15 protein-coding genes are annotated in these 18,243 nt (G+C 45.9%); 8 read left to right on the top strand and 7 right to left on the bottom strand.

The genetic code is table 11. The features are described 5' to 3' along the window. The first annotated feature begins 64 nt into the window (after positions 1–64). The 3 genes from hxlA (at position 65) to NST40_RS29820 (ending at position 1,724) form a co-directional block, all read left to right on the top strand. Positions 65–697 carry a 3-hexulose-6-phosphate synthase gene (gene hxlA, locus NST40_RS29830; RefSeq protein ID WP_036682127.1) on the top strand — a complete coding sequence of 211 codons (633 nt, stop codon included), beginning with the start codon at positions 65–67 and terminating at the stop codon, positions 695–697. Positions 698–704: 7 nt separating this feature from the next. Then, positions 705–1,262, top strand: coding sequence for a 6-phospho-3-hexuloisomerase (gene hxlB, locus NST40_RS29825; RefSeq protein ID WP_036682124.1), 558 nt, complete (start codon positions 705–707; stop codon positions 1,260–1,262). 84 nt (positions 1,263–1,346) lie between these two features. Beyond that, the gene (locus tag NST40_RS29820; RefSeq protein WP_036682121.1) at positions 1,347–1,724 is read left to right on the top strand and encodes a helix-turn-helix domain-containing protein; all 378 of its coding nucleotides are present in this window, start codon (positions 1,347–1,349) and stop codon (positions 1,722–1,724) included. A gap of 95 nt (positions 1,725–1,819) precedes the next feature. Here the strand turns inward: NST40_RS29820 and pepT are convergent, their stop codons facing one another. The 4 genes from pepT to NST40_RS29800 all read right to left on the bottom strand — a co-directional run bounded on the left by pepT (position 1,820) and on the right by NST40_RS29800 (position 6,405). Next, on the bottom strand, positions 1,820–3,052 hold the full coding sequence (pepT, locus tag NST40_RS29815; protein WP_076220750.1) for a peptidase T: 1,233 nt from the start codon (positions 3,050–3,052) through the stop codon (positions 1,820–1,822). 95 nt (positions 3,053–3,147) lie between these two features. Then, positions 3,148–3,801, bottom strand: coding sequence for a sortase (locus tag NST40_RS29810; protein ID WP_342410273.1), 654 nt, complete (start codon positions 3,799–3,801; stop codon positions 3,148–3,150). A 36-nt stretch (positions 3,802–3,837) separates the two neighbouring features. Further along, on the bottom strand, positions 3,838–4,914 hold the full coding sequence (locus NST40_RS29805; protein ID WP_076276265.1) for a hypothetical protein: 1,077 nt from the start codon (positions 4,912–4,914) through the stop codon (positions 3,838–3,840). A 477-nt stretch (positions 4,915–5,391) separates the two neighbouring features. After that, entirely contained in the window at positions 5,392–6,405 is a 1,014-nt protein-coding gene (locus NST40_RS29800) for an LLM class flavin-dependent oxidoreductase (protein WP_081387420.1), read from the bottom strand. 258 nt (positions 6,406–6,663) lie between these two features. Between NST40_RS29800 and NST40_RS29795 the strand changes: the two genes are divergently transcribed. The 5 genes from NST40_RS29795 (at position 6,664) to pgmB (ending at position 14,830) form a co-directional block, all read left to right on the top strand. Then, positions 6,664–7,668 (top strand): LacI family DNA-binding transcriptional regulator, encoded by a 1,005-nt coding sequence (locus NST40_RS29795; protein ID WP_036682112.1) that lies wholly within the window; start codon positions 6,664–6,666, stop codon positions 7,666–7,668. Positions 7,669–8,003: 335 nt separating this feature from the next. After that, positions 8,004–9,425 (top strand): carbohydrate ABC transporter substrate-binding protein, encoded by a 1,422-nt coding sequence (locus NST40_RS29790; RefSeq protein WP_341004104.1) that lies wholly within the window; start codon positions 8,004–8,006, stop codon positions 9,423–9,425. Between the two features lie 173 nt (positions 9,426–9,598). Then, positions 9,599–10,687, top strand: coding sequence for a sugar ABC transporter permease (locus NST40_RS29785; protein ID WP_036682450.1), 1,089 nt, complete (start codon positions 9,599–9,601; stop codon positions 10,685–10,687). Further along, positions 10,687–11,778: a carbohydrate ABC transporter permease gene (locus tag NST40_RS29780; RefSeq protein ID WP_342410272.1), complete on the top strand. Its 1,092-nt coding sequence runs from the start codon at positions 10,687–10,689 to the stop codon at positions 11,776–11,778. Before NST40_RS29785 ends, NST40_RS29780 begins: the two co-directional genes overlap by 1 nt. Positions 11,779–11,824: 46 nt before the next feature. Next, entirely contained in the window at positions 11,825–14,830 is a 3,006-nt protein-coding gene (gene pgmB / locus NST40_RS29775; RefSeq protein ID WP_342410271.1) for a beta-phosphoglucomutase, read from the top strand. A gap of 51 nt (positions 14,831–14,881) precedes the next feature. Here pgmB and NST40_RS29770 read toward each other — a convergent pair whose 3' ends face one another. From NST40_RS29770 to NST40_RS29760, 3 genes are read right to left on the bottom strand one after another with little or no spacing between them, the layout of a single operon-like run. Next, a complete protein-coding gene (locus NST40_RS29770) occupies positions 14,882–16,273 on the bottom strand; it encodes an aldehyde dehydrogenase (protein WP_076219755.1) in 1,392 nt (463 codons plus the stop codon). Between the two features lie 42 nt (positions 16,274–16,315). Continuing rightward, complete coding sequence (locus NST40_RS29765; protein WP_342410270.1) at positions 16,316–17,290, bottom strand: aldo/keto reductase; 975 nt, start codon at positions 17,288–17,290, stop codon at positions 16,316–16,318. Between the two features lie 35 nt (positions 17,291–17,325). Then, on the bottom strand, positions 17,326–18,234 hold the full coding sequence (locus NST40_RS29760; RefSeq protein ID WP_305954097.1) for a LysR family transcriptional regulator: 909 nt from the start codon (positions 18,232–18,234) through the stop codon (positions 17,326–17,328). Between the last annotated feature and the right edge of the window lie 9 nt (positions 18,235–18,243).

Genomic DNA, 18,243 nt, shown 5'->3' with positions numbered 1-18,243 from the left:
GATGTAAGGAACTACAATTTGTACATGACTTACTAAAATATATTAATAAGGAGTGCAAATAAATATGAAATTACAATTAGCGTTGGATTTAGTGGACATTGCGGGAGCGAAAGAGGTTGTCTCAAAAGTTGCCGAATTTATAGATATCGTTGAAATTGGAACACCTATCGTTATAAATGAAGGGTTACATGCAGTGAAGGCAATCAAAGAGGCTTTTCCAGCTTTGACTGTGTTGGCAGATTTGAAAATCATGGACGCAGGTGGATATGAAGTGATGAAGGCCGTGGAAGCGGGCGCGGATATCGTTACTGTACTTGGTGTTTCTGATGATTCTACCATTAGAGGTGCAGTGGAGGAAGCGAAGAAAACCAATAAAGAGATTCTAGTTGATCTGATTAATGTGAAGGATATCCAAACAAGAGCGGCTGAAGTAGACGCACTTGGCGTAGACTATATCTGTGTACACTCTGGATATGACCATCAAGCGGAAGGTAAAAATTCTTTTGCAGATTTAAATGCGATTAAGAGTGTGGTTAAGCAGGCCAAAACAGCTATCGCTGGAGGGATCAAGCTAAGCACACTTCCAGAAGTGATCGCCGCGAACCCTGATCTTGTCATCGTTGGCGGAGGCATCACAGGTGAAGCGGATCAAAAGGCTGCCGCAGCAGAAATGAAACGTCTAGTTAGTCAGGCTTAAGATTACAATGGATACAATGAAATATGCGCAGCAAATTATAGAGGAGCTCCAGCGCTCCATATCTCAGCTTGATGAAGAAGAGACTGAGCGAATGGCTGAGCTGCTGCTTCAGTCCAATAAGATCTTCGTGGCTGGAGCGGGCAGATCTGGACTGATGGGACGGGCCTTTGCTATGCGGTTAATGCATGTTGGTAAAGAGGCTTATGTTGTAGGCGAAACGGTGACTCCGGGGATTGAACAGGGGGATGTGTTAGTCCTCGGTTCCGGTTCTGGTGAGACGAAAGGGTTGATCTCTATGGCTGAGAAAGCCAAAGGGGTGGGTGCAGAAGTTGTTGCCGTTACCATTGCGCCGGATTCGACGGTTGGACGTTTAGCGGGCTATACAGTGAAGCTGCCGGGATCTCCAAAAGATCCGGCCAGTGGAAGCTACAGCACGATCCAGCCGATGGCTTCTTTATTCGAACAGACGATGTTGGTCTTTTATGATGCTATTATTCTGCGAATGATGGAGAAGACGGGGCAGACGAATCAGCAAATGTTCGGCAAGCATGCTAATTTAGAGTGAACGTACAGAAACGAATGCCTTCTTATAAGGAGGTTATTCGTTTTTGTGTTAGTATGATAACAGGAGAGAGGAGGCGCTTTAGGTATGGCAACCGAGATTAAAGATCGCATAAACTTGAAGGAAATTAACTGTGAGAAGGAATTGACGCTTGCGGTGATCGGAGGGAAATGGAAGCTGATTATCCTCTGGCATCTAGGGCTTGAAGGGACAAAGCGATTCAGCGAGCTGAAGAAGCTAATTCCTCATATCACGCAAAAAATGTTGACCAATCAGCTTCGCGAGCTCGAAGAGGACCAGCTGGTTCTAAGAAAAGTGTACGCTGAGGTTCCGCCAAAAGTAGAGTATTCCCTGACATCATATGGCCAAAGTCTGCTTCCCGTCCTTCGATTGATGTATGATTGGGGTAAAAATTACGGAGAAAACGTGATCTGGAAGGACACGCCGCCGGAAGAAAGATGCTAATCGAATAGCCTATGAACATTAATAATCCCTGAGAGGTCTGGATCGGCCTCTACAGGGATTTTTTGGTATTTTAAAGGAGTGATGCGGATAATACTTTAGGCTTTCTGTTCGAATAGCTTAGCAATCTCCACGATAACATTTACCGCTTTTACCATATTGTCCGCAGACGCATATTCGAATTTGCCATGGAAATTCTCGCCTCCGGTGAAAATATTAGGTGTCGGCAAGCCCATGTAGGAAAGCTGCGAGCCATCTGTACCTCCGCGAATCGGGCGGATGATCGGTGTGATGTTAAGGTTCTCCATCGCCTCATGGGCAATATCGACGATATGACGCACTGGCTCGATTTTTTCACGCATATTGTAATATTGGTCCTTCATTTCAAGCACGATGTTCTCTTCACCATGGATGTTTTTGAATTCTTCTACGACAGCTGAGAGATATGCTTTACGTGCCTCGAATTTCTCACGGTCGAAGTCGCGGATGATATATTGCAGCTTGCTGAATTCAGGTGTGCCTTCTATAGAGCTTAGGTGATAAAAGCCTTCATAACCGTCTGTATATTCGGGCGCTTCCTCAGCAGGGAGTCTGAGATGAAGTGCCATGGCGATTTTGGCGGAATGAATCATCTTTCCTTTTGCAGTACCAGGGTGAACATTAACGCCGTAGACTGAGATTTTGGCAGACGCAGCATTAAAGCTTTCATACTCTAATTCTCCGAGTGGACCTCCGTCTACAGTGTAAGCATAGGAAGCATTAAAAGCGGCTACGTCAAATTTATGAGGCCCGCGGCCGATTTCTTCGTCTGGTGTGAAGGCAACTCTAATCTTGCCGTGTTTGATTTCTGGATGTTGAATGAGGTAATGCATGGCGGTCATAATCTCAGCAATACCGGCTTTATTATCTGCGCCAAGCAGGGTCGTGCCGTCGGTTGTAATTAAGGTGTGGCCTTTGTATTCCGCCAGCTCCGGAAAGCTCGCTGTGGATAATACAACATTCAGCTCTTTATTCAAAAGAATATCTTGACCATCATAGTTCTCGATAATCTGTGGCTTCACATTCGTTCCGGTAAAATCAGTCGCTGTATCCAAATGGGCTAAAAAACCAATGGTCGGAACATCCTTGTCCGTATTCGCAGGGAGTGTCGCCATAACATAGCCATGCTCGTCCACCTGGACTTCCTCCATGCCGATTTCCTTAAGCTCTTCAACCAGCTTGTGGGCCAGAACCATCTGTCCCGGAGTGGATGGGCAAGTCTCATTATCTTCATTCGATTGGGTATCCATTTGTGCATACGAAATAAACCGTTCTACAACCTCTTTCTTCACCTTGGGTCATCTCCTCTTTACTATTGTATATATATAGTATCACTTTCCATATAAGGTCTCATCCCTGAGGAAGAAGATTGAGGTAATATTTAAGTTTAATGCGGCAATATTTCTTGTTTCACTAACTTCGCTGAAAGTAAATAACGGTCCGGTGCAGATCCCACATATGAAAAGGGATAACAGGTAATCAATGTGAGGATGGCCTTATCACTTGGCTTTATAGCACCACGTTCGTCCCCGTCAACAATTGTGCTGCCTGTTACTTCATAGGTAAAAGTCCCATCGGTACTTTCCAGCTCGATAAGATCTCCAGCGACGAGTTCTCCCAGATTACGGAACACTGTATCGCGGTGGCCTGCGAGCACACTGTTGCCGGTGGCACCGATAGCTGCGCTGCCTTTATAATGTCCGGCTCCCTTTTTTAGATCGGGGCTCTCCGTGCCTTCTAGCACTGCGATCTTTTTGTTTAATTTGGGGAAACGAATCTCTCCTATGATTTCACCTTCTGAATAGGAATGAGCGGGGTGCGGCTGTTCCTTGGCTGAACTGATCATTCCCATGGGAAGAGGGATTTCTTCGGCAGAAAGGGGGCGGGCGACAGCTTCCTCCCTCTTTTTTGCCCAATCATTTAAAGCCTGTTTAGCTTCGAGCGGTGCTTTGACCACTTGTACAACCGAGTAAATCAACACAACTAAAGAGAGTATGAAGATTAGCTTCACGGCTAGCAAGACACCATTACGCTTCTTCATACTCTCTCACCTCCAGACTTATGCTGCAAAATGTGGTTATTTCTTCGATTTCAATCTGCGCATGATAATCACGCTGAGTACCGCAATGGCTAAGCTGGCAAGAATCAAGTTATACCAAGGCTCAGCGGTATTTGGAAGCTTGTTGCCAACCTCTGGTGCTCCCAGTGGAAGCTCATCATCAGGCAGGGCGATTTCATTGCTTGGCTGCGGTGTTGCACTGGTAGTTTGGCTGCCAGCACTTGGTGATGCTGTCGGCTCATTATCGCCTCCACCCAGTGGGATCGGCGCTTCAGTAACACTAATTTCATCTACTACTGGTGAAGCTGTAGGTGTTGGCCATGGTGTTGGTGTTGGCGTCGTTGATTGCCCTGGTGTGGCAGCTGCTGTTACCGTTGGCGAAGTAGCCGTCGGTGTATTCGTAGGTGCCGCAGTTGGTGAAGCAGTAGTCGTCGGCGGATCTGTAGGTGTCGTGGTTGGTGAAGCTGTTGCGGTCGGCGAAGCTTCAGGTGTAGCTGTAGCCGTGGCAGTAGGTGTCGTAGTTGGCGCTACAGTAGGTGTAGCAGTCGCTGTAGGTGATGGCTCCGGTGTAGGCTGAGCTGTGGCCGTCGCTGTCGGTGAAGGACTAGGTTGAGCGGATGGCTCCGGTCCTCCAGAAGCGGAGAACTCAAAGGCTACAGTGGTGGTTTTCCCTTGATATTCGTTCCCTGCTTCCCACGGGAAAATTACATCCATTTGGATTACACTTTGTTCTCCCCCGGCAAGTGAACCGATGGCAACTCTTCCGGCAGCCTCACTCATCACCCCTGAATAGATGATTACTCCCTCTTTTTCGAGTGTCATTTGGAGAATATCGTATAATTCTGCGTCTCCAGAGATGAATTTGAAGTCCACATAGTAATTAAAGCCCTCACTACCTGCGTTAATAATTGTGTATTCTGAGTTCGTTTCATCACCAGGCTGCATATTGTTCATGGTGGCTGTGCTTGTCGTATGCGAATTCACCGTAAGCTTAATGGTATCTTGCGCACTAACTCCGCCAGCATGCCAGATGACTCCTGCTAGAATAGTCAGGATATAAGCAGCTATGAAAGCCGAGCGATATTTCTTCTTCACTTTACTCGCTCCTTTCTCCTGAACCCCATATTAAATTTTGTAGACATCATTTGCGGGCTTCCGGCAAATTCTTCTCTTCTAATCGGATTTTTCATCAAACATTGTCGAAATAAGTAGTATCTCACAGAACCACTTCCTTGTGCGTATATAGGAATCTCCGTGAAAGCGGAAGGAGAGGGTAGAGATATACCGCCAATTCGTTCGTTATAGCGAATAACTAAAGTATAATCAAAATAATATCTAAACAAAAATGGGATATTAGAAGGAAATCCATCATATTTGATCAAATATCAATTATGTTAATGGGTTTACACCAGTTTTCTCTATTTAACTCTTTATTTTTATGTAATTCATTGTTTTTATTGTGTTTTATTGAGAACGATTATGAATGCAAAATAAAAAGGCAAGACATACATCTGGAATAGGGCTCAAACCCCGATACCAGACCTATCGTCTTGCCTTAATTATGATGATAAATTAGATTTCCTTCATAGCGTCGGCTACAATCTCATAAGAGCGTAGACGAGCGTTAGGATCATAAATTCCACCAGAAACAATCAATTCATCGGCCTGTGTCTCTTGCAGGATTTCTTGAAGCCGTTCTTTAATTGCTGCTTTATCACCAGCGAAAGAGTAACGCTGTTTCTCAAGCATGGCTGCTTTTTCTTGCATCGTCCATAGCCCCTCCATACTTTCAACCGGTGGTTGTAACTTCCCCGTACGTCCGCGGATGATATTAAGGAATTGCTGCTGCTGCGAGGTAGCCAGTCGTCTTGCCTCATTCACGGTATCGGCTGCTGTAATGCCAACTCCGACCATCACATAAGGTTTGTCGAGTGCTGCTGAAGGACGGAAATTACTATGATAGATGTGTAAAGCTTGTAGTAAATATTCTGGTGCGAAATGGCTGGCGAAAGCAAAAGGTAAACCTAGCTTCCCTGCCAGCTGAGCACTAAAACCGCTGGAGCCTAGCAGCCAGATGGGGATATTCAAGCCTTCACCAGGAACAGCACGAACCCCAGCCGGTCGTGATCCTGCACCTGCAGGATCGAAGTAGGCTCTGAGCTCACTTAACTGCTCGGGGAAGTCACTGCCGTCGCTTCCGAGACCACGGCGTAGCGCACGGGAAGCCGGTTGATCGGATCCTGGGGCTCTGCCCAGTCCTAAATCAATCCGTCCTGGATATAGGGATTCGAGGGTCCCGAATTGTTCTGCAATGACAAGTGGTGCGTGGTTGGACAACATGATGCCTCCAGAGCCTACGCGTATGCTTTTTGTGCCGCCAGCAATGTGGCCAATTAAGAGTGAGGTAGCAGAACTGGCAACACCAATCATGTTGTGATGCTCAGCAAACCAATACCGGTGATAGCCCCATGCCTCAGCATGTTGAGCTAAAGCTAAAGAGTTATGAAAAGAGTCTGCCGCTGTGCCACCCTCCACAATAGAGGCTAAGTCCAGTACGGAGAATCGAATATCGCGCTGTTGCTTCAATGTAATCCCTCCTATAATAAACGCTCAGATAGTCTAGAGCAGTATTTGTAGCTGCGAATAATGCTACTCGCCTAGTATACCATGTAATAAAACTATATACACACTTTAAGTAAGTTATACGCACTTTGTAATGATTAGATAAGGAATAAGTATGTCTTTAAAATAAAATGTAAGCGCTTTAAAATATCTCTTGTTATTTCTTAACGGGCTTGCTATAATCACATCGAAAAGTTACCTGAAAAAAAGGAAGTTATCGTTATGAAGCCAACCATAAGAGATGTTGCCAGAATGGCGGAGGTGTCGATCAGCACCGTATCGCGTGTTATGAATGCACCGAATACGGTCGTAGAGAGCAAACGGAATCGAGTGATGGAGGCTGTAGAACGTTTGCAATATCAACCAAATGCGTTTGCACGCGGCCTGATCTACAAGAAGTCTTTTACACTGGGCCTGCTGATTCCGGATATTGAGAACCTGTATTTCGCAGGGGTTATTCGGGGAATGCAGGATGCATGCATCAAGCTCGGATACAGTTTAATGATCTGCAATACGGACCGCGACAAAGAACGGATGCTGTCTTACATCGATAACTTTCATGAGAAGCAGGTGGATGGGATCGTGTTCGCCAGTGATGTCCTTTATCCTGAGACACATGACAAATTAGTCGGTTGTAGAATTCCTTTTGTGTTGGTATCCTCGCATTCTGATGAGTACGACATTCCATCTGTGGAGGTGGATGATGAACAGGCGGCTTACGATGCGGTAAAGTTTCTGATTGATTTAGGGCATAAGGACATTGGCATGATTGGTTTTAACCATGATAACTCCGTATCCGGCCCGCCTCGTTATGAAGGTTTTGTAAGGGCATTAACAGAGTTTGGACTACAGCAGAATATTGTGAAGAGCAAATATGCCAATCACAGGTTCGAACACGCTTATCAAGCTGCGCATGAGTTGTTTACTGATTATCCCGAGCTGACCGCCGTTTTCTGTGTTGCTGACGAATTTGCAATGGGGACGATTTCTTATCTGAAGGATCGTAATATTCTAGTTCCGGGGCAGGTATCTGTGATTGGATTTGATAATTTGCGGATGTCGAGTATGTTCATTCCAAAGCTGACCACGATTGCACAGCCGATTTATGAGTTAGGGTATCGTGCGGCGGAGATGCTGCATGAATTGCTCACAACAGGTGGTGTCCAGGTATTGAATGAAAAGATGGAGCATAAGCTGATTGTGCGGGAATCCACGCGGGAAAAATAAAGGCTCTTTATTTTTGTGACCTTCTTCTGAAAAGCTTTTCAGAGCCACGTATCGGTCTTAATTAAAATTTAAATGTTAGGATAGAAAATAGTATGAATTCTTATGAAAAACATCTCATTTTCCGATTGGAAACGGTTACTAATTATGATAATATAAAAAATGTAAGCGCTATTATTAAATTACATTTGTGATGGAGTTTGATTTTAGGATATTTACCTGTCTTCTGAAAAGCTTTGCAAGGAGGTGATCTGCTACAAGCTGCTAATACATGCCAGGGTGCCCGGATGATTGAATAAGATGTTATCTCTATAACCATTAAAGGGGATGTACAAAAGATGAAGAAGATCTCAGGACGTAAAAAGTCGTTGGCTTTAGTACTGTGTTTATCCTTCACAATGACGCTGAGCGCATGCGGCGGAGGCAACAATAATGCGGCGCCTACAGATCCACCGGCGGCAACAGTCAGCCCAACAGCAGATAACACCGAGGAAGCGACAAATGCACCTAGTGCTGAACCTTCGGGTTCCCCGTTAGATTTAGCGATGAAAGGTGAATATAAAGGGACTAAAGTAACCATGTTTGGACCCTTCGTAGATGCTGACCAAGTGAAATTTGAGAGCAGCATTAAAGAATTTGAAGAGAAGACAGGGATCGATATTCAATACGAGGGCTCCAAGGAGTTCGAAGCAACAATAAATATTCGGGTGGACGGCGGAAATGCTCCTGATATCGCTGACTTCCCGCAGCCGGGATTGCTGGCATCGATTGCTAAGACGGGCAAGGTTATCGATTTGACCAGTGTGCTGGATCAAGACAAATTGACGGCTAATTACAATAAGAGCTGGCTCGATATGTCTACGATGGACGGAAAAGACGGGAAGATCATGGCGGGGATTTGGAACCGCAGTAATGTAAAGAGCTTGGTATGGTATCCAAAGAAACAATTTGATGATGCAGGTTACAAGGTTCCTGAAACTTGGGATGAGCTGATGGCACTCACTGAGCAAATTGCCAAGGATGGCGATCCTGCCTGGGCTATTGGCATTGAGAGTGGTGCTGCAACGGGTTGGCCAGCAACAGACTGGGTCGAAAATATAATGCTTCGTACGACTACGCCTGAGAACTACGATAAGTGGGTAAAAGGTGAACTGCCATTTACTTCACCAGAAGTAAAAAATGCTGTTGAAATCATGTCTAAAATTTGGCTTAACAAGGATTATGTTTACGGTGGTGCTAAGTCTATCGTGACAACATCCTTCGGGGATGCCCCAGCGCCAATGTTCACTGATCCGCCTAAAGCCTGGTTTAATATGCTCGGTAACTTTATTACAAGCTTCTTCCCTGAAACGGCAAAGGTTGATCAGGATTATGATTGGTTCTACTTGCCGCCAATTGATGCGCAATATGGTAAACCAGTGCTGGTTGCAGGTGATATTTACGCTATGTTCAACGATCGTCCAGAGGTTCGTGCAGTCATGGAATTCTTCACCACTGGAGAGTCGATTAAGAGCTGGGTACAATCTGGCGGCGTAATTGCTCCTATGAATGATGCTTCCCTTGATTGGTATACCTCTGAATCCGATCGCCGGATGGCGAAGTTGGTTCAAGATGCTTCCACACTGCGTTTTGATGGCTCTGATTTGATGCCAGGTAAAGTGGGTGCAGGCACCTTCTGGAAAGGGATGACCGACTATGTGAGCGGTACAGCGACACTGGATCAGGCCTTGGAACAAATCCAGTCCGGCTGGAACAACTAACCTAATATTTAAAGCGCACAGTAAAAAGAGGGGCAGTAAGAAAAGAGGATTGTCTGCCCCTCTTTTTGTTTTCTAACTAGTGAGTTCGATGCTTATGATAAGAGTTTTGCTCCGCAAAACTTATAGGAGGAGCTGGAGCTAATATGGGTGCACAATCACAGCCACAGCCACAAATGCCAACACAACCACAAGCTAGGCCAACCGTCAGCCTGAAGGCGGTAATGCTGTCCCTAGTTGTGTTGTTAGCGAATATTGTTGTTAACGGCGCAATCTTTTTATTCTTCCGGGATTCCACATTAAATCCGCTGCTAACAGCGGTTCTGGCTGTCCTCTGGGGAGTTCTAGGTGTTTATCTGATTTACTATACGCTGACGTGGGCGGTTGAGCAGTACCCTGATCATATCCGGCGAAAGGTGCTGCCTTATATCTTTATTGGTCCGGCAGTGATTATTCTGGGCTGGTTACTGGTCCTGCCTGCACTGCGAACATTATATTTGAGCTTTTTTAATGCTTCTTCAGAAAAATTTGTGGGTCTGAGCAATTATGCAGCGATCTTTAGCGATCATCTGATGGCAACGGCATTGCGTAACAATTTACTTTGGGTATTCGTTGGCACGCTTGCTTGTGTAGCATTCGGGCTCTTAATTGCTATTCTTGCCGATCGCAGCAGCTATGAGAAAATCGCCAAATCGATCATCTTTATGCCGATGGCTATTTCCTTTGTAGCGGCAGGAGTCATTTGGAAATTCGTATATTACTATCAACCGGGTGACGAACAAATCGGGCTGTTGAACGCAATCGTTACTTATTTTGGGGGAGAACCCCAAGCCTGGACGAGTATGCTTCAGCCATGGAATAACTTTTTCCTCATTATCATTTTGATCTGGATGCAGACGGGATTTGCAATGGTGATTTTCTCGGCAGCAATCAAAGGGGTTCCTGACGACATTTTGGAAGCTGCACGAGTGGATGGAGCAAATGAGGTGAAGATTTTCTTTGGAATCATGATTCCATATATTTCATCAACCATTCTGACAGTGACAACGACCATTATCGTCTTTACGTTGAAAATATTTGACGTCGTCATGGTGATGACAGGAGGTCAATACGATACAGAGGTTGTTGCTACACAGTTCTACCGGCAATTCTTTATGTACCGTAATTTCGGCTACGGCTCCACGCTGGCTATTGTTCTACTGATCGCGGTGCTGCCTGTAATCATAATCAATCTACGTCAGTTCCGTAAGCAGGGGGGATTCTAATGGCTGGCAAAAAGAAGAGAAAAGGCAGCAAAACGGTTGTAAATATCGTGTTGGGTGTGATCTGTTTTATTTGGCTGCTTCCGACTCTTGGGCTATTTATTTCCTCCTTCCGTCCGGCTGCTGACATTCTGCAGACTGGATGGTGGAAAGCTTTTCCCCATCAGGAGTGGAAGGCTGGAGAGACGATTCAGCTATCCAAGGATGTGGATCTTCGGCAGCCAATTGAGGTGAACGGTAAAACTTATACAGATGATGAGCTGAAGGCTGGCGTGAAGGCTGATGGCAGCCGGCTTATGTGGGAGAATCGTAGAGCACGTACCGTAAATGAACAGATACAAGGTTGGAAGATGACACCGGATCTCACGCTGGATAACTATAATAATGTGCTTTCCGGTAAGGAATACAAGCTGAAACAGGCTGATGGTAGTGAAACGGTGCAAAAAGGCTCCGGATTGTCACAGGCTTTCTGGAATACGCTAACGATTGCTGTTCCAGCAACAGTTATTCCGGTGCTGATCGCTTCTTTTGCTGCATATGCTTTTGCCTGGCTGCGGTTTCCTGGGCGCAGAATCCTTTTTGTAATCATTATTGCAATGCTCGTCATTCCGATACAGGTTGCGCTTATTCCAGTACTTAAGGATTATACCGCACTTGGGCTAAACGGAAGTTATCTGGGAATTTGGCTGGCGCATACGGCTTTTGGATTACCGCTGGTTACGTACTTTATGTACAACTTTATCAGTCAATTGCCGAAGGATTTGTTCGAATCGGCTTTCATGGATGGGGCAAGTCATTTCACTATATTCAGTAGGTTAATTCTGCCTCTATCAGTGCCAGCACTGGCTTCTATCGGGATCTTCCAATTCCTGTGGGTGTGGAATGACTATTTAGTCTCATTGATTTTTATCGGCAATCAACCGTCTGTGCAAGTCATGTCGATGAAAATTGCCGATTTAGTAGGCTCAAGAGGCAACGATTGGCATTTACTTACTTCGGCTGCATTTATCTCTATGCTGATGCCGCTCGCTATTTTTTTCCTGCTGCAAAAGTATTTCGTCAGAGGGCTTATGGGTGGGTCGGTGAAAGGTTAATGATTTAGAACCCGAATGAAACTGTGATCAGGGGGAGCTTAGAGAGATGAAGATGAAACCATACGTACATCCGGCGGCGGTATATCCTTACCGGGAGTGGAGTCTTGATGAGGAAGCTTATAGTGAAGAGAACAATCAAAGAAGCGAGAGTATTTTTGCTCTTGGCAATGGATATATTGGTATGCGCGGTAATTTCGAAGAAGGTTACCACGGCAGCTCAGGCTCGTCTGTAACAGGCAATTATTTGAATGGTTTTTTTGATTCGGAGCCCATTGTATATCCAGAAGGAGCGTACGGATATCCCTCCCGCAATCAAGCGATGCTGAACGTAACAGATGCCAAGATTATTGAACTGAGTATTGAAGGGCAGACCTTTCAGTTAAACAGTGGGCAAGTGCATCATTATGAACGAAAGCTGGATATGCGAAGCGGGGTTCTGCATCGGCAGGTAGATTGGGAATCTCCAGCTGGTCACCGGGTACAGCTTCATATCCGGCGGATGGTGACTTTGCAGCACAAACATCTGGCGGCGATAGATTATGAGGTTAAAGCGCTGAATTTCAGCGGAGTGCTTACCTTCACTTCATCCATCGACGGCAAGATCCAAAGACCTAAGGTAACGGATGATCCCAGATTGGGCTCGGGAGGCAAGGAGCCCAATCTGCTCCTGGAGGATACCGGTCATGAACCGGGACAGTCCTTCTTATGGATGAAGCAGCGGACGCGGCATACCCGGTTTGCCCTATTAACAGGGGTAAGTCATAAGCTCGATTCAAGATCTGAGGGTAAAAGGACCGTGCAGCATGAGGGGCAGAAATTATCCATGCAGTTTGTCGTCCCGGTGGAGCGTGGGGAAAGCGTCTCACTAACCAAATATATCTCTTATCATACCTCTAAAGATTATCCAGAAGACGAACTACTTAGTAGAAGTACTGAAATATTACACTTAGCAGACCATAGCGGGTTTGAAGCGCTTGCCCAGGAACAGCAGGCTTATCTGGATCGATACTGGGCACATACGGATGTGGAGATTCATGGTGATCTTGCGCTTCAGCAGGGCATTCGCTTTAATGCTTTTCAACTGCTTCAATCCGTAGGCCGTGATGGGGTTACGAATATTGGAGCCAAGGGATTAACGGGTGAAGGATACGAAGGGCACTATTTCTGGGATACCGAGATGTATATGCTGCCCTTCTTTACGTTCACACAGCCGGAGATTAGCCGAAAGCTGCTCGAATTTCGTTATGCCACGTTAGACAAAGCACGGGAGCGTGCAGCGGTAATGTCGCAGAAGGGAGCCTTGTTCCCTTGGCGGACTATAGACGGGGCAGAGAACTCTGCGTATTTCCCGGCAGGCACGGCGCAAATGCATATTAATGCGGATATTGCGTATGCCATCAAGCAGTATGTACTGGCTACCGGAGATTATGATTTTTTGGTTACGAAGGGAGCGGAAATTTTATTCGAAACTTCCCGCTTTTGGTTGGACTTGGGGTACTTTAATCCGGCTAGGGGCGGTGTCTTTTGTATTGATGCAGTAACCGGTCCTGATGAATATACAGCTATCGTCAACAATAATGCATACACCAACTTTATGGTCCAGGATCAGCTATATTATGCACACGAGATGGCAGGGATATTGTCTAAGCAGTATCCTGAGCATTTTGAACGCCTGAAGCAAAAAATCGGTCTGACTGAGCATGAGACATTAGTGTGGCTGGAAGCGGCGGACAAAATGTTTATCCCCTTTGATGAGGGACTTGGCATTTATGCTCAAGACGACACGTTTCTCTCCAAGAAAAAATGGGATTTCGAGCATACACCAGCTGACAAATATCCGCTGCTGCTCAACTACCATCCGCTGGTAATTTACCGTCATCAGGTGTTGAAACAGGCGGACTTGGTAATGGCGATGTTTCTACTGGGTGACCAATTCAGCTTGGCGGATAAGATCCGGAATTATAATTATTATGAGCCGCTGACGACGCATGATTCTTCATTGTCACCGTGTATTCACAGTATAATCTCTGCTGAGATTGGTGATTTGACGGGAGCCTATTCCTATTTTGACCGCACGGTACGGATGGACTTGGATGATATCAACCGCAACGTAAAGGATGGACTGCACACTGCTGCTATGGCAGGCTCCTGGCTGTCGATTGTGAATGGTTTTGGTGGCATGCGCTTATGCGGCGGGATGTTATCATTTAATCCTAGTGTGCCAGCGCAGTGGGAGAGCTATCGGTTTAAAATAACATGCGCTGGACAGCTGTTGGATATTTTTGTGAGTGATACTGAAGTGATCTATACGCTGCTGGAGGGCGAAGAGCTTGAGATTATGCATAAGGGAAACCTTATACAGTTGTCTGCACAGAAGCCGCTGAGGCTTTCGAATGTGAAGCAGCTTGAAGCTGTTATTTTCGAGCTGGACGGGATAATTACTGACACTGGAGAGTATCATTATGAGGCTTGGAAGGATCTGGCGGATGAGCTTGCGCTTTCTTTTGATCGAGAGAAGCATAAGAGTCTTAAGGGCCTAAGTCGAATGGAATCTTTAGAAGTCATTCTGGAGAGTAGTGGACTGAATTTGCCGCAACCGGTAAAGGGAATGCTCTGCAACAAAAAGAACGAGAAGTATAGACAGCTGGTTCAGCAAATGACGCCTGCTGAGCTGTATCCGGGTATCCACAGCGTGTTGTCCGATTTGCAGCAAAGAGGAATTGCTCTCGGACTGGCTTCAGTGAATGAGAATGCGCTGCTGATTCTCGAACGCTTGCAGATCGGGCATTGGTTTCAGGCGGTGGCTGACCCTGGCAACTTGCGTAGAAGTAAGCCAGATCCAGAGATTCACTTGCAGGTTGCGGAAATGCTGGGCATATCCCCAGACTGCTGTGTGGCGATTGAGGATACCGAGGAAGGAATAGCCGCAATTAATGCTGCTGGTATGAGGTCAGTGGGAGCTGGATTGGCGCTCGTAACCGGGACCGCGGATCTATGTCTGGCTTCCACCGCAGAGATAAGTGTTGAGAAATTGTTAGAGCTGTTTGCGTAGTTACCCTGATAAGCAGCAAACCTCCCGATCATGAGAGGTTTGCTGCTTTGTTTATTTCATTACTTTTCGAACCAGCTTCACTTTATTGCCATAAGGAGGATATACGATTCCGAGGTCGATCCGTGTGCCTCGCTTGACGATGCTTTTACGATGGGAGAAGACCTCAAAGCTATACTTCCCGTGATAACCCCCGATTCCAGAGTTTCCTACTCCACCAAACGGAAGATAAGTGCTCGCCACATGTGAGATCGTATCATTGATACACCCTCCCCCGAATGAGACCCGGGACAGCACCTCTTGTTCTACACTCTTATCCTCCGTAAATAGGTATAGTGCCAGTGGCTTTGGATGTTCATTAATACTCTGAATGGCCTCATCCAATTGATGATATTCCAATATTGGGAGGATCGGACCGAAGATCTCATCTTCCATAGCAGCATCCGTCCAAGTGGCAGGATAGATTAAAGTAGGCTCAATATAACGTTCTTCTGGCACGATGGTGCCGCCCATAATCACCTTGCTCTGATCTCGCGCAATGAGGTCAGCAAGTCTTTGCAGCTGGCGATCATTCACGATCCGGCCATAATCTGTATTAGGCTGTGCATCCTGACCGTAGAACTCAGTGATGTGATGTTTGAGTTTGGTGATCAATTCTTTGGCAATATCCTTGTGGACTAACAGATAATCCGGTGCAATACAGGTTTGACCCGCGTTTAGAAGCTTGCCCCAGACAATCCGTTTCGCTGCAACATCAAGATTAGCGGTCTTATCAACAATAACCGGACTTTTCCCGCCAAGCTCCAAGGTTACAGGCACTAGATTTTTCGCCGCCGCTTCCATTACGATTTTGCCGACAGGCACACTGCCCGTAAAGAAAATATAATCAAACTTGGCGTGGATCAGCAAATTAGTGGTCTCTTTTTCCCCTTGAATTACGCGGATATACTGCGGCTCGAAGGTCTCCTGAATAAGCTGCTCAACCACGGACGAGATGGCAGGTGTGCTCTCAGATGGCTTGAGGACAGCGCAGTTACCAGCGGCAATGGCGCCGATTAGGGGCTCAATCAGCAACTGAAATGGATAATTAAACGGACCAATAATGAGCGTTGTGCCGTAAGGCTCACTTAAAATATAACTTTTTGCAGGAAATAAGTGCAGCGGGGATCGAACCTTTTTAGGCTTCGCCCAACGCTTAAGATGTTTCATCATGTAGCCGATACTGTCCAGCGTAAAGCCGATTTCTGTGGCATAGGCTTCGAACTCACCTTTTCCTAAATCCTGTTGTAGTGCGGTGATGATACGTCCTTCGTATTGTTTAATAATATTTTTAAGTTTTCGCAGCTGCTGGAGACGAAAAGAAACCTCTTTAGTTACGCCGCTATTAAAAAAATCCTTATGCTCTTCAAGCATTCCTTGAATGCCGTCAGCTGTATAGGTTGTCATTAATCTTTCCTCCATCCTTGTAAGAAGTTAGAGCATACGACTCTATGGGAGCCGGTAAAAAGCGAACGGCTCGCGATAACGGAAGGAATCACTGGCTTCATCCAGCTTGGCCGAAGTTTCTTCATTAAGTACAAGCGAGGTACTAAGCAAATTTTGTTCCAGCTGTTCCACACGTGTAGCCCCGACAATAACCGTCGAGACGGCAGGCCGATTCATAAGCCAAGCTAAGGAGAGCGCGGTAGATGAGGTTTCCATTTCCTCAGCAATTTGACTCACTTGGCTTCCGAGCTTGATCCGGTCAGCATCAAGGAATCTTTTGAAATTAGGATCGGTATCTGCTCTGGACCCCGATGGGGCTGAGTCGCTTGTATTATATTTGCCTGTGAGAATTCCGCCAGCTAGTGGAAAGTATGGAATGATCCCTACACCTTGATCCAGGCAGAGCGAAAGAAGCTCATTCTCCGGTGTCCGGTCTGCTAAGGAGTAGCTGCACTGAATTGAAATGTACTTGGTGAAGTTGCGTGCTTCACTAATCCCAATCGCCTTCATTAATTGCCATGCTGTGTAGTTGGAGGCCCCGATATAACGGACTTTCCCCGAGGATACCATATCGTCCAAGGTTCGTAAGGTTTCTTCAAGCGGAGTATAGGGATCAAAGGTATGAATCTGGTATAGATCGATATAGTCCGTCTTAAGGCGGCGAAGGCTATCTTCAAGCTCCTGCAGCAAATGGCGACGGGAGGAGCCGCTGCCGTTGGGACCCTCATTTTTAACTAAACCTGCTTTAGTTGCTAGAACAGTCTCATGTCTCCTACCTTCCAAGGCCAGACCGATGATTCGCTCGGATTCTGAGCCAGCGTAAATATTAGCAGTGTCTATGAAATTAATTCCCTGATCAAGCGCAGCATGTACAATCTGAATGGAGGTCTCTTGATCCGCACGTTTGCCGAGAGCGTTCGTTCCCAGTCCTAATGCGGATACCTGTAATCCGCTATTTCCTAATCTCTTAAAGTTCATCCTCAGCACTCCTTATCGTCTATTAATTTATCCATTCATTTTTGAGTAAAAAGATCCAGCGCTGTCTCAATGAAGAGCTTTACAGCAATTGAAGTGTCGGCAAGCGAGCTGACCGCAATTTGGATATCTCTATAAGCATCCGGCTGCAGCTCACGGGTAACCACATTTGGAGGCAGAGATAACAAGGACAGCTCAGACATCACGCCGATCGCCAGTCCCTCCTGAACCATATTAAGAGCTGTTGCAAAGTTATTAACCACATATTTCACATTCAGATGGCTATTACTTCTGCGGAATAGCTCTACAACGGGCGGTTCATATCCTGCTTTGCAAATCAACATGGGCTCGTTCGCTAATTCCTGCACACATACAATGGATCGCTTTTGCAGGGGATGGTCATCTCTAAAAACGGCAAACAATTTCTCTCTATATAATGGAATGGTTTCGAATTCTGCACTGGGAGCGAGCAATAAGCCAACATCAATTTCTTTTGAATCCAGCCATTCTCTGACTTCAGCGATAGAACCCTCCTGTAAGCTAATTGTAATATTTGGATATTTTTTAGTGATAGAGCTAATAATCTTCGGTAGAAAATGAGCCGCTGCCACAGGGAAAGCTCCAATGCGGATACTTCCTTTTTCAAGACCTCTCTCCGCGTAAATCTCCTGATTGACCTTATCAAAGCCCATTAGAATTTCACGGAAAATAACAAGAATACGTTTGCCGATATCCGTAAGCATCAGGCCATTACGCCGGTCTCGAAGCAAGAGCTTTACGTCTAATTCGGCTTCGAGGGACGAGATCGCCCGGCTGACCGCAGGCTGTGTCATATTCAGTTCTACACCAGCTTTAGTAAAGCTGCCGCTTTCGGCGATTTTGACGAATAAACGAATTTGAGTATTGTTCATAACAAATATGATATGCCCCTTATGATTATTATTCATTTCATTTAT

It is taken from the genome of Paenibacillus sp. FSL R10-2778 (assembly GCF_038593035.1).
Lineage (GTDB): Bacteria > Bacillota > Bacilli > Paenibacillales > Paenibacillaceae > Paenibacillus_AQ > Paenibacillus_AQ odorifer.
The sequence above is the reverse complement of the archived record's forward strand: the minus strand, read 5'-3'. Positions and strand labels throughout refer to the sequence as shown.

Excerpts from the sequence above, each read along its gene's own strand:
- pgmB (WP_342410271.1), top strand. The coding sequence starts at position 11,825 with ATGAAGATGAAACCATACGTACATCCGGCGGCGGTATATCCTTACCGG.
- NST40_RS29820 (WP_036682121.1), top strand. The coding sequence starts at position 1,347 with ATGGCAACCGAGATTAAAGATCGCATAAACTTGAAGGAAATTAACTGT.
- NST40_RS29810 (WP_342410273.1), bottom strand. The coding sequence starts at position 3,801 with ATGAAGAAGCGTAATGGTGTCTTGCTAGCCGTGAAGCTAATCTTCATA.
- NST40_RS29790 (WP_341004104.1), top strand. The coding sequence starts at position 8,004 with ATGAAGAAGATCTCAGGACGTAAAAAGTCGTTGGCTTTAGTACTGTGT.
- NST40_RS29770 (WP_076219755.1), bottom strand. The coding sequence starts at position 16,273 with ATGACAACCTATACAGCTGACGGCATTCAAGGAATGCTTGAAGAGCAT.
- NST40_RS29780 (WP_342410272.1), top strand. The coding sequence starts at position 10,687 with ATGGCTGGCAAAAAGAAGAGAAAAGGCAGCAAAACGGTTGTAAATATC.
- hxlB (WP_036682124.1), top strand. The coding sequence starts at position 705 with ATGGATACAATGAAATATGCGCAGCAAATTATAGAGGAGCTCCAGCGC.
- NST40_RS29760 (WP_305954097.1), bottom strand. The coding sequence starts at position 18,234 with ATGAATAATAATCATAAGGGGCATATCATATTTGTTATGAACAATACT.
- hxlA (WP_036682127.1), top strand. The coding sequence starts at position 65 with ATGAAATTACAATTAGCGTTGGATTTAGTGGACATTGCGGGAGCGAAA.
- NST40_RS29765 (WP_342410270.1), bottom strand. The coding sequence starts at position 17,290 with ATGAACTTTAAGAGATTAGGAAATAGCGGATTACAGGTATCCGCATTA.
- NST40_RS29795 (WP_036682112.1), top strand. The coding sequence starts at position 6,664 with ATGAAGCCAACCATAAGAGATGTTGCCAGAATGGCGGAGGTGTCGATC.
- NST40_RS29785 (WP_036682450.1), top strand. The coding sequence starts at position 9,599 with ATGCCAACACAACCACAAGCTAGGCCAACCGTCAGCCTGAAGGCGGTA.